Here is a 19,693-nt window from a genome sequence, read left to right on the forward strand (position 1 = left end):
CCAATGAAAGATGCTTCTCTTTTGCAGAACAATATAGACGATCAAACACCATATCGAGTCGCTGTGATTCCAGCCCGCGGTAGGTCTCAGCGCATTCCAAGGAAAAATATTCGTTTGCTGGATGGTAAACCCTTGATTGGTTACTCCATCGAAACCGCGATTGCTTCCGGCCTATTTGATCGAGTAATTGTATCTACCGATGACTTGGAAATTGCAGAAGTTGCTCGACAATTTGGTGCCGAAACACCGTTTTTTCGCCCTGCTGACTTAGCCGATCATATGACTGGCACCACACCCGTTATGCAGCACGCATTACGCTGTTTAATCGATGAAGACAAAACACCAGACCAAGCCTGCTTGATTTATGCGACTTGCCCAATGCTGACACCAAGAGATTTACAGCAAGGATTGGCACAGCTTGACGAATCCACTGCCTTTTGCTTTTCTGCTACGACGTTTGCTTTCCCTATTCAGCGTGCGCTTCATATTCAAAAAAATGGCGAACTAGCGCCTATGTTCCCTGAACACATTGGCAAGCGCTCACAAGATCTAACTGAAGCTATTCACGATGCTGGGCAGTTTTATTGGGCAAGTACACAAGACTGGTTTGATGAAGACATTTTTGGTGCTAAATCTAAGCCTTTATTGCTACCAAGACACAGAATTCAAGATTTGGACACCGAGGAGGATTGGTTGCGTTTAACGCAAATCATGGCGCTGAAAAATATGAGTTAATGGTTTTTGCCACGCGATTGGCACCCTCTCCATCAACCAAACTCCTAGCCGTTTTGCTAGCTTCTTGCCGCCACTCAATATCCAGCCAGTGACGGTTAACCTCTTCAACCAATAGCTTCACACGTTGCTGTCGAACGTCTTCCACAATGTTATCAAACCGAACCGAACGACACCAATTCAGTGGAACATGCTGCTGAAGAGAACGAGTTTGATTGTCTGCGACTTGAGCAAAAACGGTCGGCACGCCTATGCAGGCAAGTTCAAATAAAGTACCACCAGCGGCAGAGATCGCCATCTTGGCTTGCTTCATTAACGGCGTAACATCCGCCAAACCTTGCTCAAAAGCGATATTATTAACTCGACAAAAATGGATCACTTGATCTGCATTTTTGGCATTCGCACCCAATAACACCTGAATGTACTTTGTAGGAAAATTGGACACCAATAAGGCATTGAGTATAGGCAAGGTTAAAGCAAGCGGGTCGGTTCCACCAAGGGTAATAAGCAGTTGTTCTGGCGAGCTTTGGCTTTCGTCCAGCTGTTGAAAAGCCGGCCTTAACAACGCATAACGACTTCCTACTAATGGAAACTCAATGTGCTTGGAATAGTCTTGTTGCAGAGGGTTAAGCAACCATTTGGCGGGAAACTCGCCCCTGTCATTCATGTCATCCAATACAAGAAGGTTTGTTTGATACTGATAAAGCTGAGCAATATCATCGGCACTGTAGTCGTAATGATCTAAGATGACCAAGTCAGCTTGTTGCGCCAACGATAAAAACTCTGTTTTGCCCTCTTTTTTAGCAACTTTTTTTTCAATAGAGTCTTGTTCAGACTGTCCACCGATAAAACAATCATCAGGGGAAGCAAAGGCTTGATATCGACGGTCCACAACAAACTGACATTGCCAACCTAATTGAGTAAAAGCGTGGACCAAGGCTTGGCAGCGAACCCTATGCCCCATGCCGATGTCGACAGAGGCATCGGCTCGCACCAAAAGTTTCACGCCATCATTTCCCAAGTAAGCGGCTGACCTTTTTGCGCATCCGCCACTAATGTTTTGCCTAATACGTCGGGCCAATGTTTAGGCGCTAGACCGAACGACGGGCGAATGATTTTCAGGTGTTCTTCGGTCAATATGGTGCCAGCGGGCAAATCTATAGCCACATAAATAGAACGGCGGTATTTTTTCGCGGCTTGCTCGGCATCTGAACCACCATAAGTCACCGTACCAAGCGCGGCCTTTGCCGCACGGCAAGCAACCACCAGCGCTTTCATTTCCGCAGGCTCCATGGAGAACTCAGCATCTACACCGCCGGCACTACGATCCAACACAAAGTGTTTTTCAATCACAGTGGCACCCAGTGCCGTTGCTGCAACCGCCGCGCCTAGGCCTTGAGTATGATCGGACAAACCAACAGGACAACCAGTTTTTTCCGCTAAATCCGCCATGGTAACTAAGTTAGAGTCTTCTATTTTAGAAGGATACGTACTAGTGCATTTAAGCAAGGTTAACGGGTTATCGCCAATGACTCGAATGGTTGCTACCGCTTCCGCGATTTCTTCTTCGCTTGCCATGCCCGTGGACATGATAATAGGCTTACCGGTTCGTGCAACGGCTTGAATTAGCGGGATGTCGGTCATCTCAAAAGAGGCGATTTTATATAAGGGCACATCGATGGATTCTAAAAATGCCACCGCACTGAGGTCAAAAGGCGAACTAAATGCCACCAAGCCTAAAGACTCAGCCAGCTCAAACAAAGGCTTATGCCATTCCCAAGGCGTCGACGCCTTGGCATAAAGATCATAAAGGTTTGAACCACGCCATAAACTGTCACTTTCAGACACCATAAACTCACCATGACGAACATCTAGCGTCATAGTGTCTGGTGTATAGGTTTGTAGCTTAATAGCATCTACACCCGCGTCGGCCGCAGCGTGAATCATGGCTTTAGCAAGTTCAAAATCTTGGTCATGGTTGCCCGATAACTCAGCAATAATAAAAGGCATTTTTTCAAACATAGCTTCGAACATAATTAACCGTTGTAGTAAGTAATCAAGTGATCGTTGCCTTTATCTACATAGTCAGAGGCTTGCTGGAGCATACTTGGCATTTCTTCAAGGAATTCACACCAAGGCGTGAACAAATGACGGGCACGAGCAACCGTTGCCGCCTCGTCTTCAAACTTAAATAAGAACTGTACTATTAAAAAAGCGGAATAAGTGAAAGAACCGATCAATAAGTCATGAATGTGACGATAAACACTGCCTCGTAAAAAATAGATTTCGCGATGATAAGACCAAAGTAAATTACAAACGTCTTCCCGAGTTTTGATTGAATCGTCCCAGCCGCTTTGAAGAGTTTTACTAATTTTTAGAAAATCGTCTACAGAAATGAGACTATCCGTCGTTTGTTGCAAAACGGCAGTCGGCGGTTCAGTGAAAAATGCATTTTCCAACAAATCAATGACTTTTTTATGGTCAATTTCAGGATCAGTAATAAGAACATCTTCAATCAAAAGAGGCGTCACACCTTCAATTTTTGCCACATCAGACAAGTTAAAGCTTTCAAAATTACGACGTTTTTTCAAAGAGCGTATAAGAGACTCAAGCTGTACTCTAGAAGTATCCATGATGCCTGTTGCATAAACGGTACCACCAAAGTTACCTTCTCGCTCTACCAGTTTGGCTTCTTGAAAAGTCTGAAAGCCCGATTCTTTGCCATCTTTATAATAACCACTGTGCACAGAATGGTGAGTATCTTTGTCTTTAAATCCGTTATCAACACCTAAGAAATAGACATTGTTAAGGCCAAATAAATGCACATAAGATAGGGCTAAGTTAGCAACAATAGGATTACAGTAATTTAACTGCACATAGTTTTTATCATCGCCTTGATCGCGCGCATGTGCCAAAATTAATGAGGTTATTGCCTCACCAGGTTTTAAGCCCATCCCTGATCGATCAAAATAATCAAAATATTCTGGGTGCATAACATCGACACTAAGCCCCCAAATCCCTTTTAGATACTCTTTGTCTAAAAACAAAAATTTATCAACCGTCTGCTTCATTCGCTCGATATCTACATGAATGTCGGGCACAATTCCTAGCTTACTAAGAGTATTAATGGTCGAACCACATGAAATCAACAAAACTTGCCCACGAATTTCTTTGATCAACTCAATCCCTTGATCAAGTGAAGGGCCGTTACCCAGAATAAAAACGGGGACATTGATCACCCACTTAGGCAATAACTCACGCCCTTGAAAATGGGCAACTTTCGTCTTGGGAAGCGACCTTAAACCTTGGGCAATACCAATTAAAGCATCGTCAAAAAATCCCCAGCCCATGACTTGGCGGGAATAATGCTTTTTAAAATAGTCTAAGGCTTTATTATTTTCTGGGCTTTTGTAACCCATGAACAAATAGGTTTCTGGAGCCAAGAAATAACCGTTTTCTTGTAACTGAAGAAGATAAATGTCTGTAAATTCATCCGGCTGGATACCTAGAAAAAAATGAACGGTTCGACCATCGCGGTTAAATTTATCGAGTATCTCTTCCCAGTCTATCGCGTATAAAGAGTAGTGAAAAAAGTCTAAGTCACTCTCATACAAGTAGAGGTGTTTTATTTCCCTGCTATTTAGCAACAATTCAAGTTGATAACCAAACTCAATTCCAAAAACAATAGCGGCACCGGCAAACTCAGGCCACTCTTTCTGTTCCACTAAACCAGCAGATTGAATTTCAATTTCGTCGAGGATTTTATTGCTGTAAAAAACATGGCGGCTTTCATTATTAACCGAGCGCTCTAGATTAAGAAGTGTTTTGGCAGGTTTAGAAAGCGCGTAGTCGACCTTATCTTTAGCTTGAGCTCTAGGGTCTTTTGAAAATAGAGGAACGCCAATATCTTCTCTAAAAACATTCATGTCACCCGATTCTTCCAAGTATACATAACGCTTTTTAGGGCTATAGTCCTTAAGCTCATCATAAATATGCGGCATGATCTGAGAAAAAGTCGCCATGTTTTTAATATAACGATCCGTCAACTCTTGGTCTTTTTCTCTTAATCTTGCGACGCCTTCTTTGAACGTAGCGAGAAATTCCTCAGCATGCTTAATATTGGAGCCACTGTCTTCATTCTGCATGCTTCACGCCTTTGTATTTGCTGACACTCTTACGAACTTTGATGGATTGATATAGTTGATTATGCATAGCTTTGTGGGTGTTTTTAACTATTAGAATTGCTGACTGGTGCACTTTAATAAGACACTTTAATTTTTCATTCACTAAAGCATTTTTTTTGTCGGGCTCCAAAGAAAATATAAAATCATTATTTTCTGCGCACAACCGCTGAATTTCATCTAAATCTTCTAATGATACCGCTTCTTCTAACGCATCAGTTAACAGGGTCAACTGGTCTATATCAAGCATTAACTGCCCCAGCAGTCATATCATCTACACCACTGTAAGCTTGCTGTTTATCTGCTTCAGTGATTTGATCCCAAGCGCCTTTAATTTGTAAAATCAAACCAATTACTTGGTCAATAACCGCACAATCTTTAGACACACTAGCTTCATTGATACGCATGATCATGTAATCATACAAACCATCTAAATTATCAACAAGCTCAGGGTTAACGTCGCGATCTAGCGCATCTCTTAGCGCATTAATAATTTCAATTGCGCGAGTAAAAGCGGCGGCTTTTCCAGCCCAGTCTGCACGCTCCATACAGCCTTTTCCTAACGCCAATCGCTCTAAAGCACCTTGCATTAAAAGTTGTATGACTCTATGAGGATCTGCCGAGGCTAAATCGGATTTAATAGAGTCCTTTTTATAGGCCTGGATCCCTTTTTTCCCGTACATAAAACAACCTCAAAATATTTACTAAAACGACAACGTCGTCATATTACAATTTATTCAGCATTGAGTTGAGATAATCACCTTGAGCATTCATGTTTGCAAGCTGTGTATCCAAGCTTGTAAACTTACTGCGCAAAGATGCTTCATACTTCTCCATGCGTGCCTCATAGTCAGAAAGTGACTCTTCTGTACTACTTATCGACTTAGATACGGAATCCTTTAGGGTACTATTCATTCCTCTTGGGCCTGCATAGCTACCTAACAAGTTATCAAGAGATTTTGCTAATCCATCGCTCCCAACAAACAGAGAAGCCACACCGTCGAAATCTGTATCTGCGGCACGGTTAAATTTTTCACTGTCATAAGCAAGGGTACCGTTATCCAGCAGCTCTACGCCAACATCAAAAATAGAAGTAAATGGGCTACCAGGACTGGCATGATTAGACATTAAGTCACCCGCTAAAGAGGTGCTTAGATTTCGGATCATGCTGTTGCCATTTAGCACGGCTCCTCTTGCAGTATTGCGCTTAAAAACAGCAATTAGATCATTGTAGGAATTAACAAAACCTTGAATACTTTCTTCAACTTTTTCTTTATTGTAGGTCACTTCGACCTTGGCGGGCTCTTTTGAAACATCTAATGCCTTAATAGATAAGCCTGCAATAGCATCATCAAAGTCATTAGAGTCACTGCGTACAGAAATGCCGTCAACGGTTATAGATGCATCTTGCGCTTCACCTCCCTCAGGAACACTCAAACCAGGGAAAAAACCACCCAGTGCTGCACTGTCCAAAGTTAAGTTGTCGCTATCAATATTTAGAGTATTTCCGGCGCCTGTTTTAGTTGAGGTAATGGTAAAAAACATATGCCCTTCACCATCGTCAACTAAGTTCGCCGACACTCCAAAATCTTTTCCCTCTGAGTTTATCTGCTCTCGGAGTTTAGATAATGTTGTATCAGGTTTAACATCAAGCACAAGTTTTTCATCACCAGCTGTTAATGTGAGCTTACCACCAGACGAAGTAACCGTTTCATCTCGTGATGAAAAAGACGAAATATCTGAAACTAAACGACTACCTTTCGCGAGCTGATTGACTTGAATGGAATAGCTATCTGTAGAAGCGGTTTTACCAGGAGTAACTGTGAAAGACTCTTTACCACTTTTTTGCTCAACAACCGCATTACGGCCTGAAAAAAGGTCATCATCATTTAAGTTTTTTACATAAGTTTTAAAATTATCTATTGCAGAGCCAACTGAACCAAGTGCAGAAAGCTCGGCTTCGTAATTCGCCAACTTATTTTCATATAATTTTACTTTTGTGTCTCTTCTGGCACTTACCATATCACTTACTAGAGACTCAAGATCAATACCAGATCCAGCACCTAATGAGCCAATAGCCATACAAAATCTCCTAGTTTCAACGCCTTTTATTTACAGTAGATTACACCTCACTATTAACTAAGGTGCCTTTCACGTCACTTAATTGGTTCATGATAGCATCAATTCTTTCCGACATTTTAAGAAACTCTTCTGTCGGCATTTGGCGAACCACATCACCTGTAGCCTGATCTAAAACTTTAACGATATTTTTGCTACGGTCTTCAGTCATTTCAAAGGATAATTGAACATTTAACTGAGACATTTTACGGTTTGCATTTTCAATTTTTTCAGGTTCAATCTTAGGCGAATCAGCAAATTTCTGATTATCACTGCTTTTATTTTCCGCTTTATTACTATCGGCTGAAGTTTGAATAGCTTTAGCATTCGCTTCACGCTGCGCTTTAAATTGCTCCCCCATACGCTGATCTTGTCTGGTAGCAACAACGCCCACAGACTGTTTTGAAAAATCACTAGAATTAATAGACATACACTAGTCCTCTGAATGAGACAAAAGCTGGAACAAGGCCCCAGCTTTTCGTTTTCACTAATTTTAGCCCAATAGAGACAACGCAGTTTGAGGACGTTGGTTTGCTTGAGCTAAGATAGATGAACTCGCTTGTTGAAGAATCTGAGCACTTGTTAGTTTAGCTGTTTCTTCCGCAAAGTCAGCATCACGTACACGTGAACGTGCAGCAGATACGTTTTCAGTAATGTTACTTAAGTTACTGATACTGGAACCAAAACGGTTTTGGACCGCACCCAACTCGGCACGCTTAGAACCAACGGCAGAAATCATGCCATCAAGAATATCAATCATGCTTTGTGCATTGGCCATTGTCGTTACTGATGGAACACCAAAACCCTGCTCTGGATCACCAAAACTACTAGAACGGCTAGCTGGTGGCTCTGGCATTTCAGGAGCATTAGGATCTACATAAACTTCACCACGAGCTTCTGCATCCGCTTTTGCTTGAATTTCAGGGTCTACGTATTCTTCACCATTTGCTTCTGCTTGCGCTCTCGCTTCCGCTTTTGCAGCATCTTTTTGAGCTGAATAGTTGTTATAAGCAGCCATATCTTCTTGATACTTAGCTTCATCAGCCGCATTTGAAGACAAACCAGCCATAGTGAAACCACCATTACCTGCGTAATCTTGGTTATCACCCGCACTCAAATCAAAACTGATTGTTTGATTTGAATCGGCACCTACTTGGTATACGCCATTGTAACTACCATCAAGTATAGCGCGTCCACCAAAGGTTGTGATAGAGGCGATACGGTCAATCTCTTGAGATAGCTGACCAATTTCTTGCTGGAGCGCTTTACGGTCATCATCAGAGTTTGATCCGTTTGCAGATTGGATAGACAAAGTACGCATACGCTGCAACATATTTGTCGTTTCATCCAACGCACCTTCCGCAGTTTGCGCTACAGAAATACCGTCATTGGCGTTACGAACAGCCTGATTCAAACCATTAACCTGAGATGTTAATCGGTTAGAAATCTGCAAGCCAGCAGCATCATCTGCAGCACTGTTAATACGCAAACCAGAAGACAAGCGCTGGAAAGAGGTATCTAACGTGTTTCCTGATTTCATCAGCTGGCGCTGCGCACTTAAAGATGAAGTATTCGTATTTACGTATAAAGCCATTATAGCCTCCTAGTTTTCATTTAATCCTGCAAAAAGCAGCTCGTATAAGGTTTTCGACAATACTTTGAAAACCTTTAGTCAATTTAGGAATTATTTTTCCCTCAATCGGTAAAAAAATTCCCATAAAGCGGCAAATAACCGCCTAACTCATTGTTTTTAAAAATCTTTAATGAAAATCTTTTTTGAGAAAAATCTTTTCAATTTCTTTAAAAAAAGCCAAAAACGCGCACTTTTTTCTTTGAAAATCACTTTCCCCCATCAATTAATGACCCCCCCTTAAATAGCGCCTCTAAATAACACCTCTAGATTGCGTCTTTTTATTGCCATAAGCGGCACAGCACCACCTAAAAAGAACACTTTTTTGCCACTAAAAATCACGATCAAAAAAACACATAAACCCACTTCCAATAAATGCCTTTCATCGTCATCAAACGTCACTAAGATAGATCAATAGGCAATAAACGTCAGACAACTAAGTGCCGCTGCAAACAATCATCACTGACAACACTGCCATTCATTTAAAACCCTCCGAGCATGCGGAATGATCACTCTTAACCTAATATCCAGAGCTCACAAAAAAAATTAAATAGGACACATGAACACCGTTGAGGTAGAGCCTTCAATAAATGCCCAACTACCCAGCTCTGCTGCGAAAAATCATCGCAAGTAATGTCGCTATTCATTTAGAGCCCTCCGTGCATGCGGAATGAACACCCTCGGCACAATATCCAGAGAGCCTAAAAAAGCGGACAACACTAAACAGACACCTGAACACCGTCGAGGTTGTGGTCCCAATAAATACTGAACGACCGAACGCCACAGTAAAAAATCATCACAAGTAATGTCGCTATTCATTTAGAACCCTCCGTGCATGCGGAATGAACACCCTCGGCACAATACCCTGAGAGCCTAAAAAAGCGGACAACACTAAACAGACACGTGAATACCGTCGAGGTTGTGGCCCCAATAAATACCGAACGACCGAACGCCACAGTAAAAAATCATCACAAGTAATGTCGCTATTCATTTAGAACCCTCCGTGCATGCGGAATGAACACCCTCGGCACAATACCCAGAGAGCCTAAAAAAGCGGACAACACTAAACAGACACGTGAACACCGTCGAGGTTGTGGTCCCAATAGATACCGAACGACCGAACGCCACAGTAAAAAATCATCGCAAGTAATGTCGCTATTCATTTAGAACCCTCCGTGCATGCGGAATGAACACTTTTGGTCTAAAGGTTAAAAAGCGTAAAAAAAGTTGCAGCATTAAACAGATAGATGAATGCCATTGAGATAGAGTCCCCAGGAAGACAAAATGACTCAGTAAGAAATAATCGCGGATAATATTGCTATCCATTCACAGCCCTCCACCTATACAGAATAGACACGCTCGACATAAAGCCTAAAGAACGAACAACCTGAGAAAAGTAGCTAGCAAGACCGAGCCAGAAAGAAAATAAATAATATCGACACACTAAACAGGCAATCACCTCATATATAAAAGAAGCAATTAATAAGTGACGGACAGCAATATGTCGCAATAAAACGTAGTCTTTTAGAATACAGCTATTCATCTCGTCTCCCGCGCCCAAACACATTGAACAAATACAAGTGAGAACAATGCAATCCATAGGCAAGGAAGCCTGAGCATAAAACGCTAGATATGTAAGGCAGATGCGAAGGCAAGCTACTTTTGATAAAAAGTCGACTCAGCTCGACAAAAACAGCCAACACAAACCGATTTTTCAGCTTCATTCGGATAGAAGTATCCCCACCAAACACTCTGTTAATTTTTAAGCCAGATAGAGAAGCCATATAAAGCAAGGTATATCTACACCTACTTTTTAACGACACAATCTTAACCACCAAAAGCCAATCTCAAAGTCAGTCTGATAGAACCTTAACTGTCTTTGGCATAAGCCTTAAACCACTGAAAACTGATCGAAAAACATACAAAACTGATTGCGATCTCATTATTTGGGCAAAAAAATGCCGGGTGAAAAATCACCCGGCTGAAAAGGCACCTCTAGGAGAGAGAAGTAGCCTGTATTCCGAGAAGAACTCGAATCTTTAATTGAAGCCCAATACTAAAGGCCCCAACGTCTAACCTATTAATTCCCTAATAAAGCCAAAGCCGCTTGTGGTCTTTGGTTGGCTTGCGCCAAGATAGTCGTACTGGCTTGTTGAATAATTTGTGAACTCGTTAATGCCGCTGTTTCAGCAGCGTAATCGGCATCTCGAACACGAGAGCGGGCAGCAGAAACGTTTTCTGAAATACTAGACAAGTTATTCACTGTTGAACTGAAACGGTTCTGCACCGCACCCAATTCAGCTCGCTTAGAGTCAACCGCTTGAATCATTGTGTCCAGCATAGCAATCATACTTTGCGAATTCTTAACATCTGTTATCGAAACAGACTCTGCAGTAATCAATGGCTGACCGTATTTTTTCTCAGCAGGAACCACAGTTCCATCAGGTTGCGTTACCGAACCATCCGGATGATTTATAGTTCCATCTGGATGCACAACAGATCCATCAGGCTGAATCACTCGGCCATCAGGAAACTCAATACTGCCATCTTTAAGCTCAGTCGTTCCATCAGCCTTGGAAATTGTGCCGTCTTCATTAAGCACATCTTCTTTTCGTGTACCGTCTTCATTGATTGGCGTACCGTTTTCATCAATCAATACACCATTGGCGTTAATCGGGCGATTCTGATCATCAATAAGCACATTACTCTCATTGACTCTTTTTCCTTCCTCGTTAACCAACTCACCGTTTTCGTTAATCAGAATGCCATTTTCATTGACACGCTGACCTTCTTCATTGATTAAATCACCATTGTCATCTATTAAATGGCCTTGCTCGTTAATCGCATCACCGTACTGGTTAACAAAACCACCTTCCTCTGTAGGAATAATTTGCACAGGTTCTTTTTTGGCCTCTTCAGGCTCTTCATAAGCGACACCAGAAGTCAGGCCAGAAATAGTAAAGCCACCATTTCCTGCAAGGTTAATAGAGTTATTTACACCACCAAACTCCATTGAAAAACTAATGGTTTGATTTGCATCGGCACCGACTTGGAAAATACCTTGGTATGAGCCATCAAGAAGACTACGACCACCAAATGTGGTGATGTCTGCAATTCGGTTAATTTCTTGGGCAAGCTGCCCCATTTCTTGCTGTAGTGCGATACGATCTTCATCAGCGTTTGAACCGTTTGCTGATTGAATAGATAAAGTACGCATACGTTGAAGCATATTTGTTGTTTCTTCTAAGGCACCCTCAGCAGTTTGCGCTAGAGAAATACCATCGTTTGCATTTCGTACAGATTGGTTCAAACCATTAATCTGAGACGTCAAACGGTTAGATATTTGCAAACCAGCAGCATCATCTCCTGCACTATTAATACGAAGGCCTGAAGATAATCTTTGGTAAGCTGTATCAAGTGCTTTACCACTACTTGTTAATTGACGCTGAGCATTCAGCGAGGACACATTTGTGTTTACATATAAAGCCATTTTCTTCTCTCCTAAGAATTATAACAATAAGACAACCCTCTGATTTAATTGGTTTTTTGGGGTTTTTGTCTCTTATTAAAGTTATCGACACAAGAGTGGTAACCTTTAATATTTTTTGTACTTTTTATGCTTTTTTTATTTTTTATCACGCAATAAAAACGCACAAACGGTTATCGAACAAAGAAGGGATAACTTTAGAATAAAAGTCAAAAAACAAGTAAAAGAGATTCATTTAGATAAAAAAGGCGGCATTCATAGGAAATGCCGCCTTTAAGAAAGCTCACTAAGTAACATACAAAAAAAATAACAGAGTATTAAGGAGTGAAGTTTAGAACGAGTCGGAAAAAATTACGAAATGTGATTAATGAATTGTAAACCTAACACCTGTGGATCCACTTCTTTTTCAATCACAATATCTGTTCGAAGGCTAGAATTATTTAACTCAATGTCCGACGCACCCACAAATGCTTTATTCGTTACGCTGTATACCTGACGAACTAAAGAAGGTTTAAAGGACTTATTCAGAGTTAAAACAAAGCCAACACGACCATTAGAAAGAGAAACACAAGACCCTACTGGAACACTCCCAATACTTCGTAAAAACACAGAAAGCAGTTGCTTATCAAATGCTAACCCAGACTCTTTTTTCATCTGCCTATACGCTTTAATCGGTCCGATTGAATGCTTATGAGGCTGCTCTGAGGTCATTGCATCATAAGCATCTATAATGGCAGCAATTTTCCCATAAACAGAAATTTCCTGATCTTGCTTACCTTCTGGATATCCCGAACCATCAATTTTTTCATGATGATCAGACAACATCTGATAAACCGCTTTGGGAACATTCTCAGATTGCTGCAAGATCTGCTCTCCAAACTTTATATGTTTACGAAATAAATCAAACTCAGCATCGGTCATTTTCGTTGCTTTTGTTACCATAACCATTGGCAGACGGAACCGCCCTAAATCTAATAACAAGGCTCCAAGTGCGATCACTTCAACATAAGCATCAGATAACTTCATCGCCTTGGCAAAATGAATACCGAGTACTGCCATCCCCATTGCATGCTGCTCTAAATAAATAGATGGATCTTTTATATGGCGAATGGCCAATAAGGAGAAGTTATTTCGAGAGTGGGATTCAATCAAACGACGACAAAACTTAATCAATTCAACCATATCCAACTGATCACCATGCTTAAATCGCTCAACTTGCGCCGATAATAAAGCATGACCGCCTTTAAATAGCTTGAATGCGGTAATAATTTCATCATCAAAGGAGGTGGGGCTAAACTTCGTTTCCTGAACCTTTTTTTGTGAAGTTTCAGTTTTTAAGGCTTGAACGTCTGTATCAGTAACTTCGCCAGCGCCTTTCTCACTCCCACTACTTTCAACCCGATTTCTACCCAAACGATCTTTATGAGCAAGAATATACTCTCTTGTCTGATCGTTTAATTCTTGCCTAAAGTAACGAAATAGACTTTGATTCTTTGCGTGCTTACTACGCAATTCTTTTGTCGTAAAGTGAGGATTTAGCTTTTTTAAACTTTTTACTGATCGACCTGAAGCAATCGACATACAAAGAAATAGCAATCTTTCTTCAGCATCGTATAAGCGCTCATGTCGATTATTAAGTAATTTATCATCAGAAAAGAACGGATCATAAGTAAGAAATGGTGACTCCAAATTAGAACGGAGGACATCGAGCACAACTTGACGCATGGCAATACCAACTAAGCGGTCTTTCTCCCCATGTTCTTTTATAATACATTGAACTCTTTTACTGCCAACGACTTCTTTTTTTATACCTAAAATGTCGAGTATTTCTTCCATATCGAAATACCCTACATTAATATCAGCGCCGAAACATGACTCCAGTTTAAATGCTGACATCTTGTATACCTTTTACTTTCAAAATTACATTTGGTTAAACAAAGACAAGTTACTCATGCGAGAAAACACTTTTTGCGATGCATTTAGTGCAGACTCTTTCATTGACAATTCCGTTGCAGCAGCGCCCATGTCCAACTCGCCTTCTCTACTTTGAGCAACAGTATTAGATAATTGGCTTGCCGAGCTATAATCTTCACGATCTCTGACCATATTAAGCCTTGCACCAATTTCCGAGCGCCCTTCACCTATTCTTTGTTGGGCGTTATTAATACTGTAAGTGGCACTAAAAAAAGCAGCCTCTCGCTCTTCATAAGTGGTATTCACATCAGTCAAGACAGCTAAAGAATCTTTAATTTGATTAAGTACGTTATCTTTCTCAGGCTTTTTAAGAGTGATGTCGACAGCAGCCCCTGGCTCGCCCTCTAATATAAAAGACATTCCAGAGAAAACAATTGGCTTACCAATAGTGTAAGTACCAGATTCTACCTCTTCTCCTTTACTATTTGTTACAACGTAATTAGCAGGTAAACCGGTAAATAAATGATAGTTATCTAATTTTTCAGCTTTATCAGTGTCGCCTTCACTCGGCTGTTTAACACCAGGTTCAGGACCTTCACCTTCAGGATAAGAAGTTCTAAGTTGATACTTATTTAACTCTGGGTGTTCAGGATCATAAGATTTCGCCATAAAGGCATCTAGGTCTGCCTGATCTTTAATTTTATCCGTCATTAAGACGTTGCCATCAACAATTTTGGCGTTAAAAGTTCGATTAGTCCAAATATCTTGAAACAAGTATTTACCAGAGTTGGTTACTGGGATTTTTAGATCTTCAGAAATTTGAGCGTATTTCTGACCCTCATTCCCAGACCAACGATAACGGCCATCACTCTCCAATACAAAGGCAGGGCTTTGCGTATCTGTACCGGCAAAAATATAGCTGCCATCGGCATTTTTAGAATTCATCAAATCAGCCATGGATTCTGTTATTAACGATATCTCATGAGCAATGGCATTAACATCAGCCTGAGTATTAATGTCATTTTGGGCTTGAATGAATAAGGTTCTTGCCGTATCTAAGAAGTCATTCATGCTGTCTAGAGCGACTTCTTGATAATCTAAGTTCCCTGTCGCCATTTTCATCGCTTCATCATACTGCCTTAAAGTCTGATTCTTTCCTGCGAACAAGAGAATCTGGCTAGCACCAACAGGATCGTCGCTGGGTTTTAATATATTGGTTTGTGCACCAATCTTACTTTGAATATCAAGAATTTTCTCATTAGCTTGACCAATAGACTTACTTGCTTGGCCATAAATTAAATTATTAGTTACACGCATAAGCTTACCTCATAATCCCAAGCAATGTCTCAAACGTTGTTCGAGCTGCTGTCACTACTTGAGCTGAAGCGGAATAGGATTGTTGATATTTCAAAAGATTTACGGCTTCCTCATCAAGGCTAACCGCAGACAACCTATCCCGACGAGCGACACTTTCATCCATTACAATCTTACTGGCATCGGCATGCCCTTCTATTTCGGCCGTTTTACTGCCAACATAAGAAATAAAACCAGAAAAAGATTTCATCAAAGTAGCTTTACCGGCCACAAGAGACTTGTTTTGTAAGTCTGCCAACGCAAGACCGTTAAAGTTATCAGACACACCAAGGTTATCGGTGCTCATGGTAAATACATCACCTCGATGAGGTTTAGATGAAACAGATACATCAAAACCTGCCTCATCAGATAAACCAGCTTGCTCAAGCAATTTTGTATATTGAGTCACATTACTCACAGACGCAACCTCAATACCTGACGAATCACGAACCACATAGGAACTAGGCGACGTAAAATAAATTTCATGCGGCGCACTTGGATAAAGCGCCCCTTCTGATGAAAAAGCAGAGGATTCAGGATTAGTGTTCGTCACAGAAGTCAAAGAAATTTTCGCATCTGATAAATTATCAGAACTGGTATTTACTCCTATGGGTGTACTCAACGCTAACGCCTCGCCATTTTTAGCGAACAAAGACAAACCAGCGGCAGCACCTTCTGTCGGGGTAAAACGGAACACATCATCACTGTCTATTTCATTAATATCTGCCAAGCGCAGATCAATGCCAAGCTCCTCGAGCTTAACATAACCGTCGCTGTCTTTCGTTAAAGCGCTAGGGTCAAAGGTAATAGATTTTTCAGTTGATTTGCCGTTCACATCAAATTTTTTAATAGAGAAATTACTATCATCAGTTCTCGTTAATTCGTAAGTATCTTTGGTAATTTTAGCAGATTGCCCATCGGTAACCCTAACAGAGATGTTTTTGGTCTTATGAATATTATCTGCACTTGAGTAAACATTGATTTTTCCCAAGGAGAATAAATTCTTACCAAATTCGCCATTACCATCAATCCCTTTTTTGTTCTGGGTGTTCATTGCATCGGCTAATGCAATAGCATGCTGACCCAAGGTTCTATCAGCATACACACTAAATTCTGAACGATAATCAATCAAACCTCCAACACTACCACCCAACCCTTGTGTTTTTAGTCCAACTTCATAATCACCAAAACTAACAACCAGATCGATTTTCTTCGGCTGTAGTGGATTAGGTCTAACGATCACTTCTGTTGGGTATTGATCCATAACTAAAGGCTGTCCATTTGCCAACTGAATCGTCATCAAACCTTTGTCGTTAAATTGGGCGTTAATATCCAAGTATTTAGACAGATCTTTTGCTAAGAGCTCTTGCTGATCGCGTAACTCATTTGCAGGAGAAATAGATAAACCTTCTTGTTGTAGTATTTGTCTATTCAAATTAGATATTTTCGATGTGATCGCATTTAGATCCTCTAAAGAAGAAGATAACTGCTCATCGACCAAGCCTTCTTGATCACTCACCACACCAGACAAAACATGATATTGCTGCACTAGATTTTGTAAACTAGAATGAGCTAACTGCCTCAATGAGGCCGAAGTCGGATCATTATTAACCGTTTGCAAGGCATCAAAGGATTTATTGAGATAAGTATTCAATGAAATACTGTCTTCGGCCAATAAGTTATCTGAAGTCGATATCATTGACTGATAAGCGTCGTAATAAGAAAAGGTTGAAGTATCAGCACGGACTTGTGAACTAACAAAGTTATCAACAAGACGAGAGGTGTCACGAAGAACAACACCGCCAACTGGAGAGCTAGTAGTATCAGTTCTTTGGCGACTATAGCCTTCGGTATCCACATTGGATGTATTCTGCCCTGTCGTATTAATACGGGCATTACTAGACTGCAGTCCAGACAAACCAATTGAATATAAACTTGAGCCCATAGCCCACACCCCTAGTACGTTTTCAGAAGTAACCATTAGATATTTTTCATTCTAATTATTACTTATGCAAAAACCTTACCAAGAATTAAGATCTATAACTTTATTATTTAGGAAAGCATAAAAATACATACCCAAAATACAAGGGGAAACAAACCAACCCACTTTAAACATAGATGAAATGAGTCTAGGTAAGCCTGCTAGGCGCTTTATCAATTCATTATTAACGGGCAATTTCATCGAAAAAACACTATAACTTTTGAAACCACTTACTAGATAGGATGTTTTCAATTTTTTCAGAGTACTTAGGATCCGTAGCATAACCGCCTTTTTGCAAAGAAGCGGCAAACATTGACGCGTCATCTCCAGCCTGCAAGGCATCTTTATACCGCTCACTAGAAGATAGAAAATTCGCATAATCATCAAAGCTTTGTGAGAAAGAATCATAAGCACGGAACGCCGCTTTTTCTCTCTTTGCCACCCCATCACGGAATTCTAATGTATTCACTACGGCACGATCACCTTGCCAACGATTGTCCGCTTTAATACCAAATAGATTAAAACTAGCCGCGCCGTCTTCTTTAGCAATAGGGTACTTTCCCCAACCCGTTTCCAATGCCGCCTGAGCCAATATTGCCTTGGGGTTAACACCAAGTTTTTCAGCTGCCTGCTTAGCATGAGGCCATAGATTCTCAACAAACTCATCCGGTGACCCAAACACGACAGAAAGGGCCGAAGGTGTTGCAGCTATTTCAGTCTCGGCAATATTTTGGTTTTGTCGTTTAGCTTCCTGCTGAACCGATTGAATAAATTCAGTAGAAGCACGATGAGCCAAAGCTTGAATTCGCACCAAATCTTGTTTAGCAACTTGGTTGAGAAAATCTGTATCTCCCCGTTCTTTCGCTTCAGGCGAACTAATCCCACCTTGCTGTTGAGTTTGGTATTGACGAATAAGCGCTTCCGATAAGCCTATGCCACCGGACTGCGCCATACTTTGAGACATCTGGGAATCCATCATCTCTTGATATTGCTTGGTTTGCGCACTGGAAAACAAACCACTGCCGATCGCTTCATTGGTGCTACGCATGTTTTTTAATAGCATATTTATAAAGATTGACTCAAACTGCTGAGCAACATCTTTTAATGCGGCATCAGGGTCTTTTTGCGCCTTAGTCTTTAAATCAGTTAGCGTAGAAAAATCGGCAAAAAAGTCTTGCTTTGGTGGGATTGAGTTCATCAAAACACCTATATAACAACTAAGTCAGCATTAATCGCACCAGCTTGCTTTAAGCCTTCCAATATAGCCATAACATCACCGGGAGCCGCACCAACCTGATTAACGGCACGAACAATATCATTAAGCGATGCGCCTGGATCAAAAACAAACATATGGCCACTATCTGGGGCGATCTCAATACCCTCACGCGGCGATACAATCGTCTGTCCACCCGTTACAGTGCCATCCTGCCCTACAACTGGTGGCACTTCTTTGATAGTCACCGTCAAGCTACCGTGGGTTATTGCAGCAGGAGATACTTTGACATGCTGACCAATGATAATGGTTCCCGTACGAGAGTTTACCACGATGCGCGCACGCTCTTCAGCCACTTCAACTTCTAGATTTTCAAGAATCGATAAATAGGTAACACGTTGACTGGAGTCCCTTGGCGCAGATACTCGAATAGAAGTCGCATCAAGCGTCGTCGCGACTCCAGGACCTAAGAGGCTATTAATCTTGTCTGTCACTTGTTTTGCAGTTGTGAAATCTGGACGATTTAGATTAAACGTTAGAGTGTCTCCAGTATTAAAACTACTAGGAACCATACGCTCGACACTCGCGCCATTTGGTATACGACCAACTGTTGGGACGTTGCTTGTCGTTCGTGACCCATCAGCTCCATTTGCCCCCAATCCACCAACTACCAAGTTACCTTGAGCTATCGCATAAACGGCACCATCGGCACCTTTCAATGTAGATAAAAGCAGCGTTCCGCCACTCAAGGCGCTCGCGTTACCAATCGACGAGACAGTTACATCAATTTTTTGACCTGGCTTAGAAAACGCCGGCAAAGTAGCCGTCAAAGAGACAGCGGCAACGTTTTTAGACGTGGCATTGACCCCTTCTGGCAAGGTCACGCCAAAACGAGACAACATGCTGGCAAAACTTTGGTTAGTAAAAGCTGTACTGTCGCCCGTTCCGTTAAGACCAATCACCAAGCCATAACCAAACAATTGGTTTTCTCGGACGCCCTGAACACTAGCAATGTCCTTCAAGCGTTCAGCCTGAACAGAAAAAGATAAAAGATAAAAGATAATTAGCGCTATGTGCTTCATCA

At 41.3% G+C, this 19,693-nt stretch carries 14 protein-coding genes and 2 pseudogenes; 1 reads left to right on the plus strand and 15 read right to left on the minus strand.

The window, feature by feature from the left end; all coding sequences use genetic code 11:
• Window positions 1-3: 3 nt before the first annotated feature.
• Window positions 4-735 carry a pseudaminic acid cytidylyltransferase gene (pseF, locus tag KDW99_RS16155; RefSeq protein WP_255826136.1) on the plus strand — a complete coding sequence of 244 codons (732 nt, stop codon included), beginning with the start codon at window positions 4-6 and terminating at the stop codon, window positions 733-735.
• Here the strand turns inward: pseF and pseG are convergent.
• From pseG to KDW99_RS16230, 15 genes and pseudogenes are all read right to left on the minus strand, one after another.
• Window positions 710-1,738: a UDP-2,4-diacetamido-2,4,6-trideoxy-beta-L-altropyranose hydrolase gene (gene pseG / locus KDW99_RS16160; protein ID WP_255826137.1), complete on the minus strand. Its 1,029-nt coding sequence runs from the start codon at window positions 1,736-1,738 to the stop codon at window positions 710-712. The genes pseF and pseG overlap by 26 nt on opposite strands.
• The gene (gene pseI, locus KDW99_RS16165; RefSeq protein ID WP_255826139.1) at window positions 1,735-2,766 is read right to left on the minus strand and encodes a pseudaminic acid synthase; all 1,032 of its coding nucleotides are present in this window, start codon (window positions 2,764-2,766) and stop codon (window positions 1,735-1,737) included. Before pseI ends, pseG begins: the two co-directional genes overlap by 4 nt.
• Window positions 2,767-2,768: 2 nt before the next feature.
• Window positions 2,769-4,877 (minus strand): motility associated factor glycosyltransferase family protein, encoded by a 2,109-nt coding sequence (locus tag KDW99_RS16170; protein WP_255826140.1) that lies wholly within the window; start codon window positions 4,875-4,877, stop codon window positions 2,769-2,771.
• Window positions 4,867-5,163, minus strand: coding sequence for a hypothetical protein (locus KDW99_RS16175; RefSeq protein WP_255826141.1), 297 nt, complete (start codon window positions 5,161-5,163; stop codon window positions 4,867-4,869). Before KDW99_RS16175 ends, KDW99_RS16170 begins: the two co-directional genes overlap by 11 nt.
• On the minus strand, window positions 5,156-5,596 hold the full coding sequence (gene fliS / locus KDW99_RS16180; RefSeq protein WP_255826142.1) for a flagellar export chaperone FliS: 441 nt from the start codon (window positions 5,594-5,596) through the stop codon (window positions 5,156-5,158). Before fliS ends, KDW99_RS16175 begins: the two co-directional genes overlap by 8 nt.
• A 43-nt stretch (window positions 5,597-5,639) precedes the next feature.
• Window positions 5,640-6,995 carry a flagellar filament capping protein FliD gene (gene fliD / locus KDW99_RS16185; protein ID WP_255826143.1) on the minus strand — a complete coding sequence of 452 codons (1,356 nt, stop codon included), beginning with the start codon at window positions 6,993-6,995 and terminating at the stop codon, window positions 5,640-5,642.
• Between the two features lie 40 nt (window positions 6,996-7,035).
• Window positions 7,036-7,461, minus strand: a complete 426-nt coding sequence (locus KDW99_RS16190) for a flagellar protein FlaG (RefSeq protein ID WP_255826144.1) — start codon at window positions 7,459-7,461, stop codon at window positions 7,036-7,038.
• Between the two features lie 63 nt (window positions 7,462-7,524).
• A complete protein-coding gene (locus KDW99_RS16195) occupies window positions 7,525-8,625 on the minus strand; it encodes a flagellin (RefSeq protein WP_255826145.1) in 1,101 nt (366 codons plus the stop codon).
• Between the two features lie 2,116 nt (window positions 8,626-10,741).
• Window positions 10,742-11,017: pseudogene (locus tag KDW99_RS16200) on the minus strand (flagellin); the annotation flags it as partial.
• Between the two features lie 653 nt (window positions 11,018-11,670).
• Window positions 11,671-12,151: pseudogene (locus KDW99_RS16205) on the minus strand (flagellin N-terminal helical domain-containing protein); the annotation flags it as partial.
• A 348-nt stretch (window positions 12,152-12,499) separates the two neighbouring features.
• Window positions 12,500-14,044, minus strand: coding sequence for an HD-GYP domain-containing protein (locus tag KDW99_RS16210; RefSeq protein WP_255826146.1), 1,545 nt, complete (start codon window positions 14,042-14,044; stop codon window positions 12,500-12,502).
• A gap of 24 nt (window positions 14,045-14,068) precedes the next feature.
• The gene (gene flgL / locus KDW99_RS16215) at window positions 14,069-15,379 is read right to left on the minus strand and encodes a flagellar hook-associated protein FlgL (protein ID WP_255826147.1); all 1,311 of its coding nucleotides are present in this window, start codon (window positions 15,377-15,379) and stop codon (window positions 14,069-14,071) included.
• Window positions 15,380-15,383: 4 nt separating this feature from the next.
• Window positions 15,384-17,360 (minus strand): flagellar hook-associated protein FlgK, encoded by a 1,977-nt coding sequence (gene flgK / locus KDW99_RS16220; protein WP_255826148.1) that lies wholly within the window; start codon window positions 17,358-17,360, stop codon window positions 15,384-15,386.
• A gap of 247 nt (window positions 17,361-17,607) precedes the next feature.
• Window positions 17,608-18,594: a flagellar assembly peptidoglycan hydrolase FlgJ gene (gene flgJ / locus KDW99_RS16225; RefSeq protein ID WP_255826149.1), complete on the minus strand. Its 987-nt coding sequence runs from the start codon at window positions 18,592-18,594 to the stop codon at window positions 17,608-17,610.
• An 8-nt stretch (window positions 18,595-18,602) separates the two neighbouring features.
• Window positions 18,603-19,691 (minus strand): flagellar basal body P-ring protein FlgI, encoded by a 1,089-nt coding sequence (locus KDW99_RS16230; protein WP_255826150.1) that lies wholly within the window; start codon window positions 19,689-19,691, stop codon window positions 18,603-18,605.
• Window positions 19,692-19,693 lie beyond the last annotated feature (2 nt).

It is taken from the genome of Marinomonas rhizomae, from assembly GCF_024397855.1.
In the GTDB taxonomy this organism is placed as follows: Bacteria; Pseudomonadota; Gammaproteobacteria; order Pseudomonadales; family Marinomonadaceae; genus Marinomonas; species Marinomonas rhizomae_A.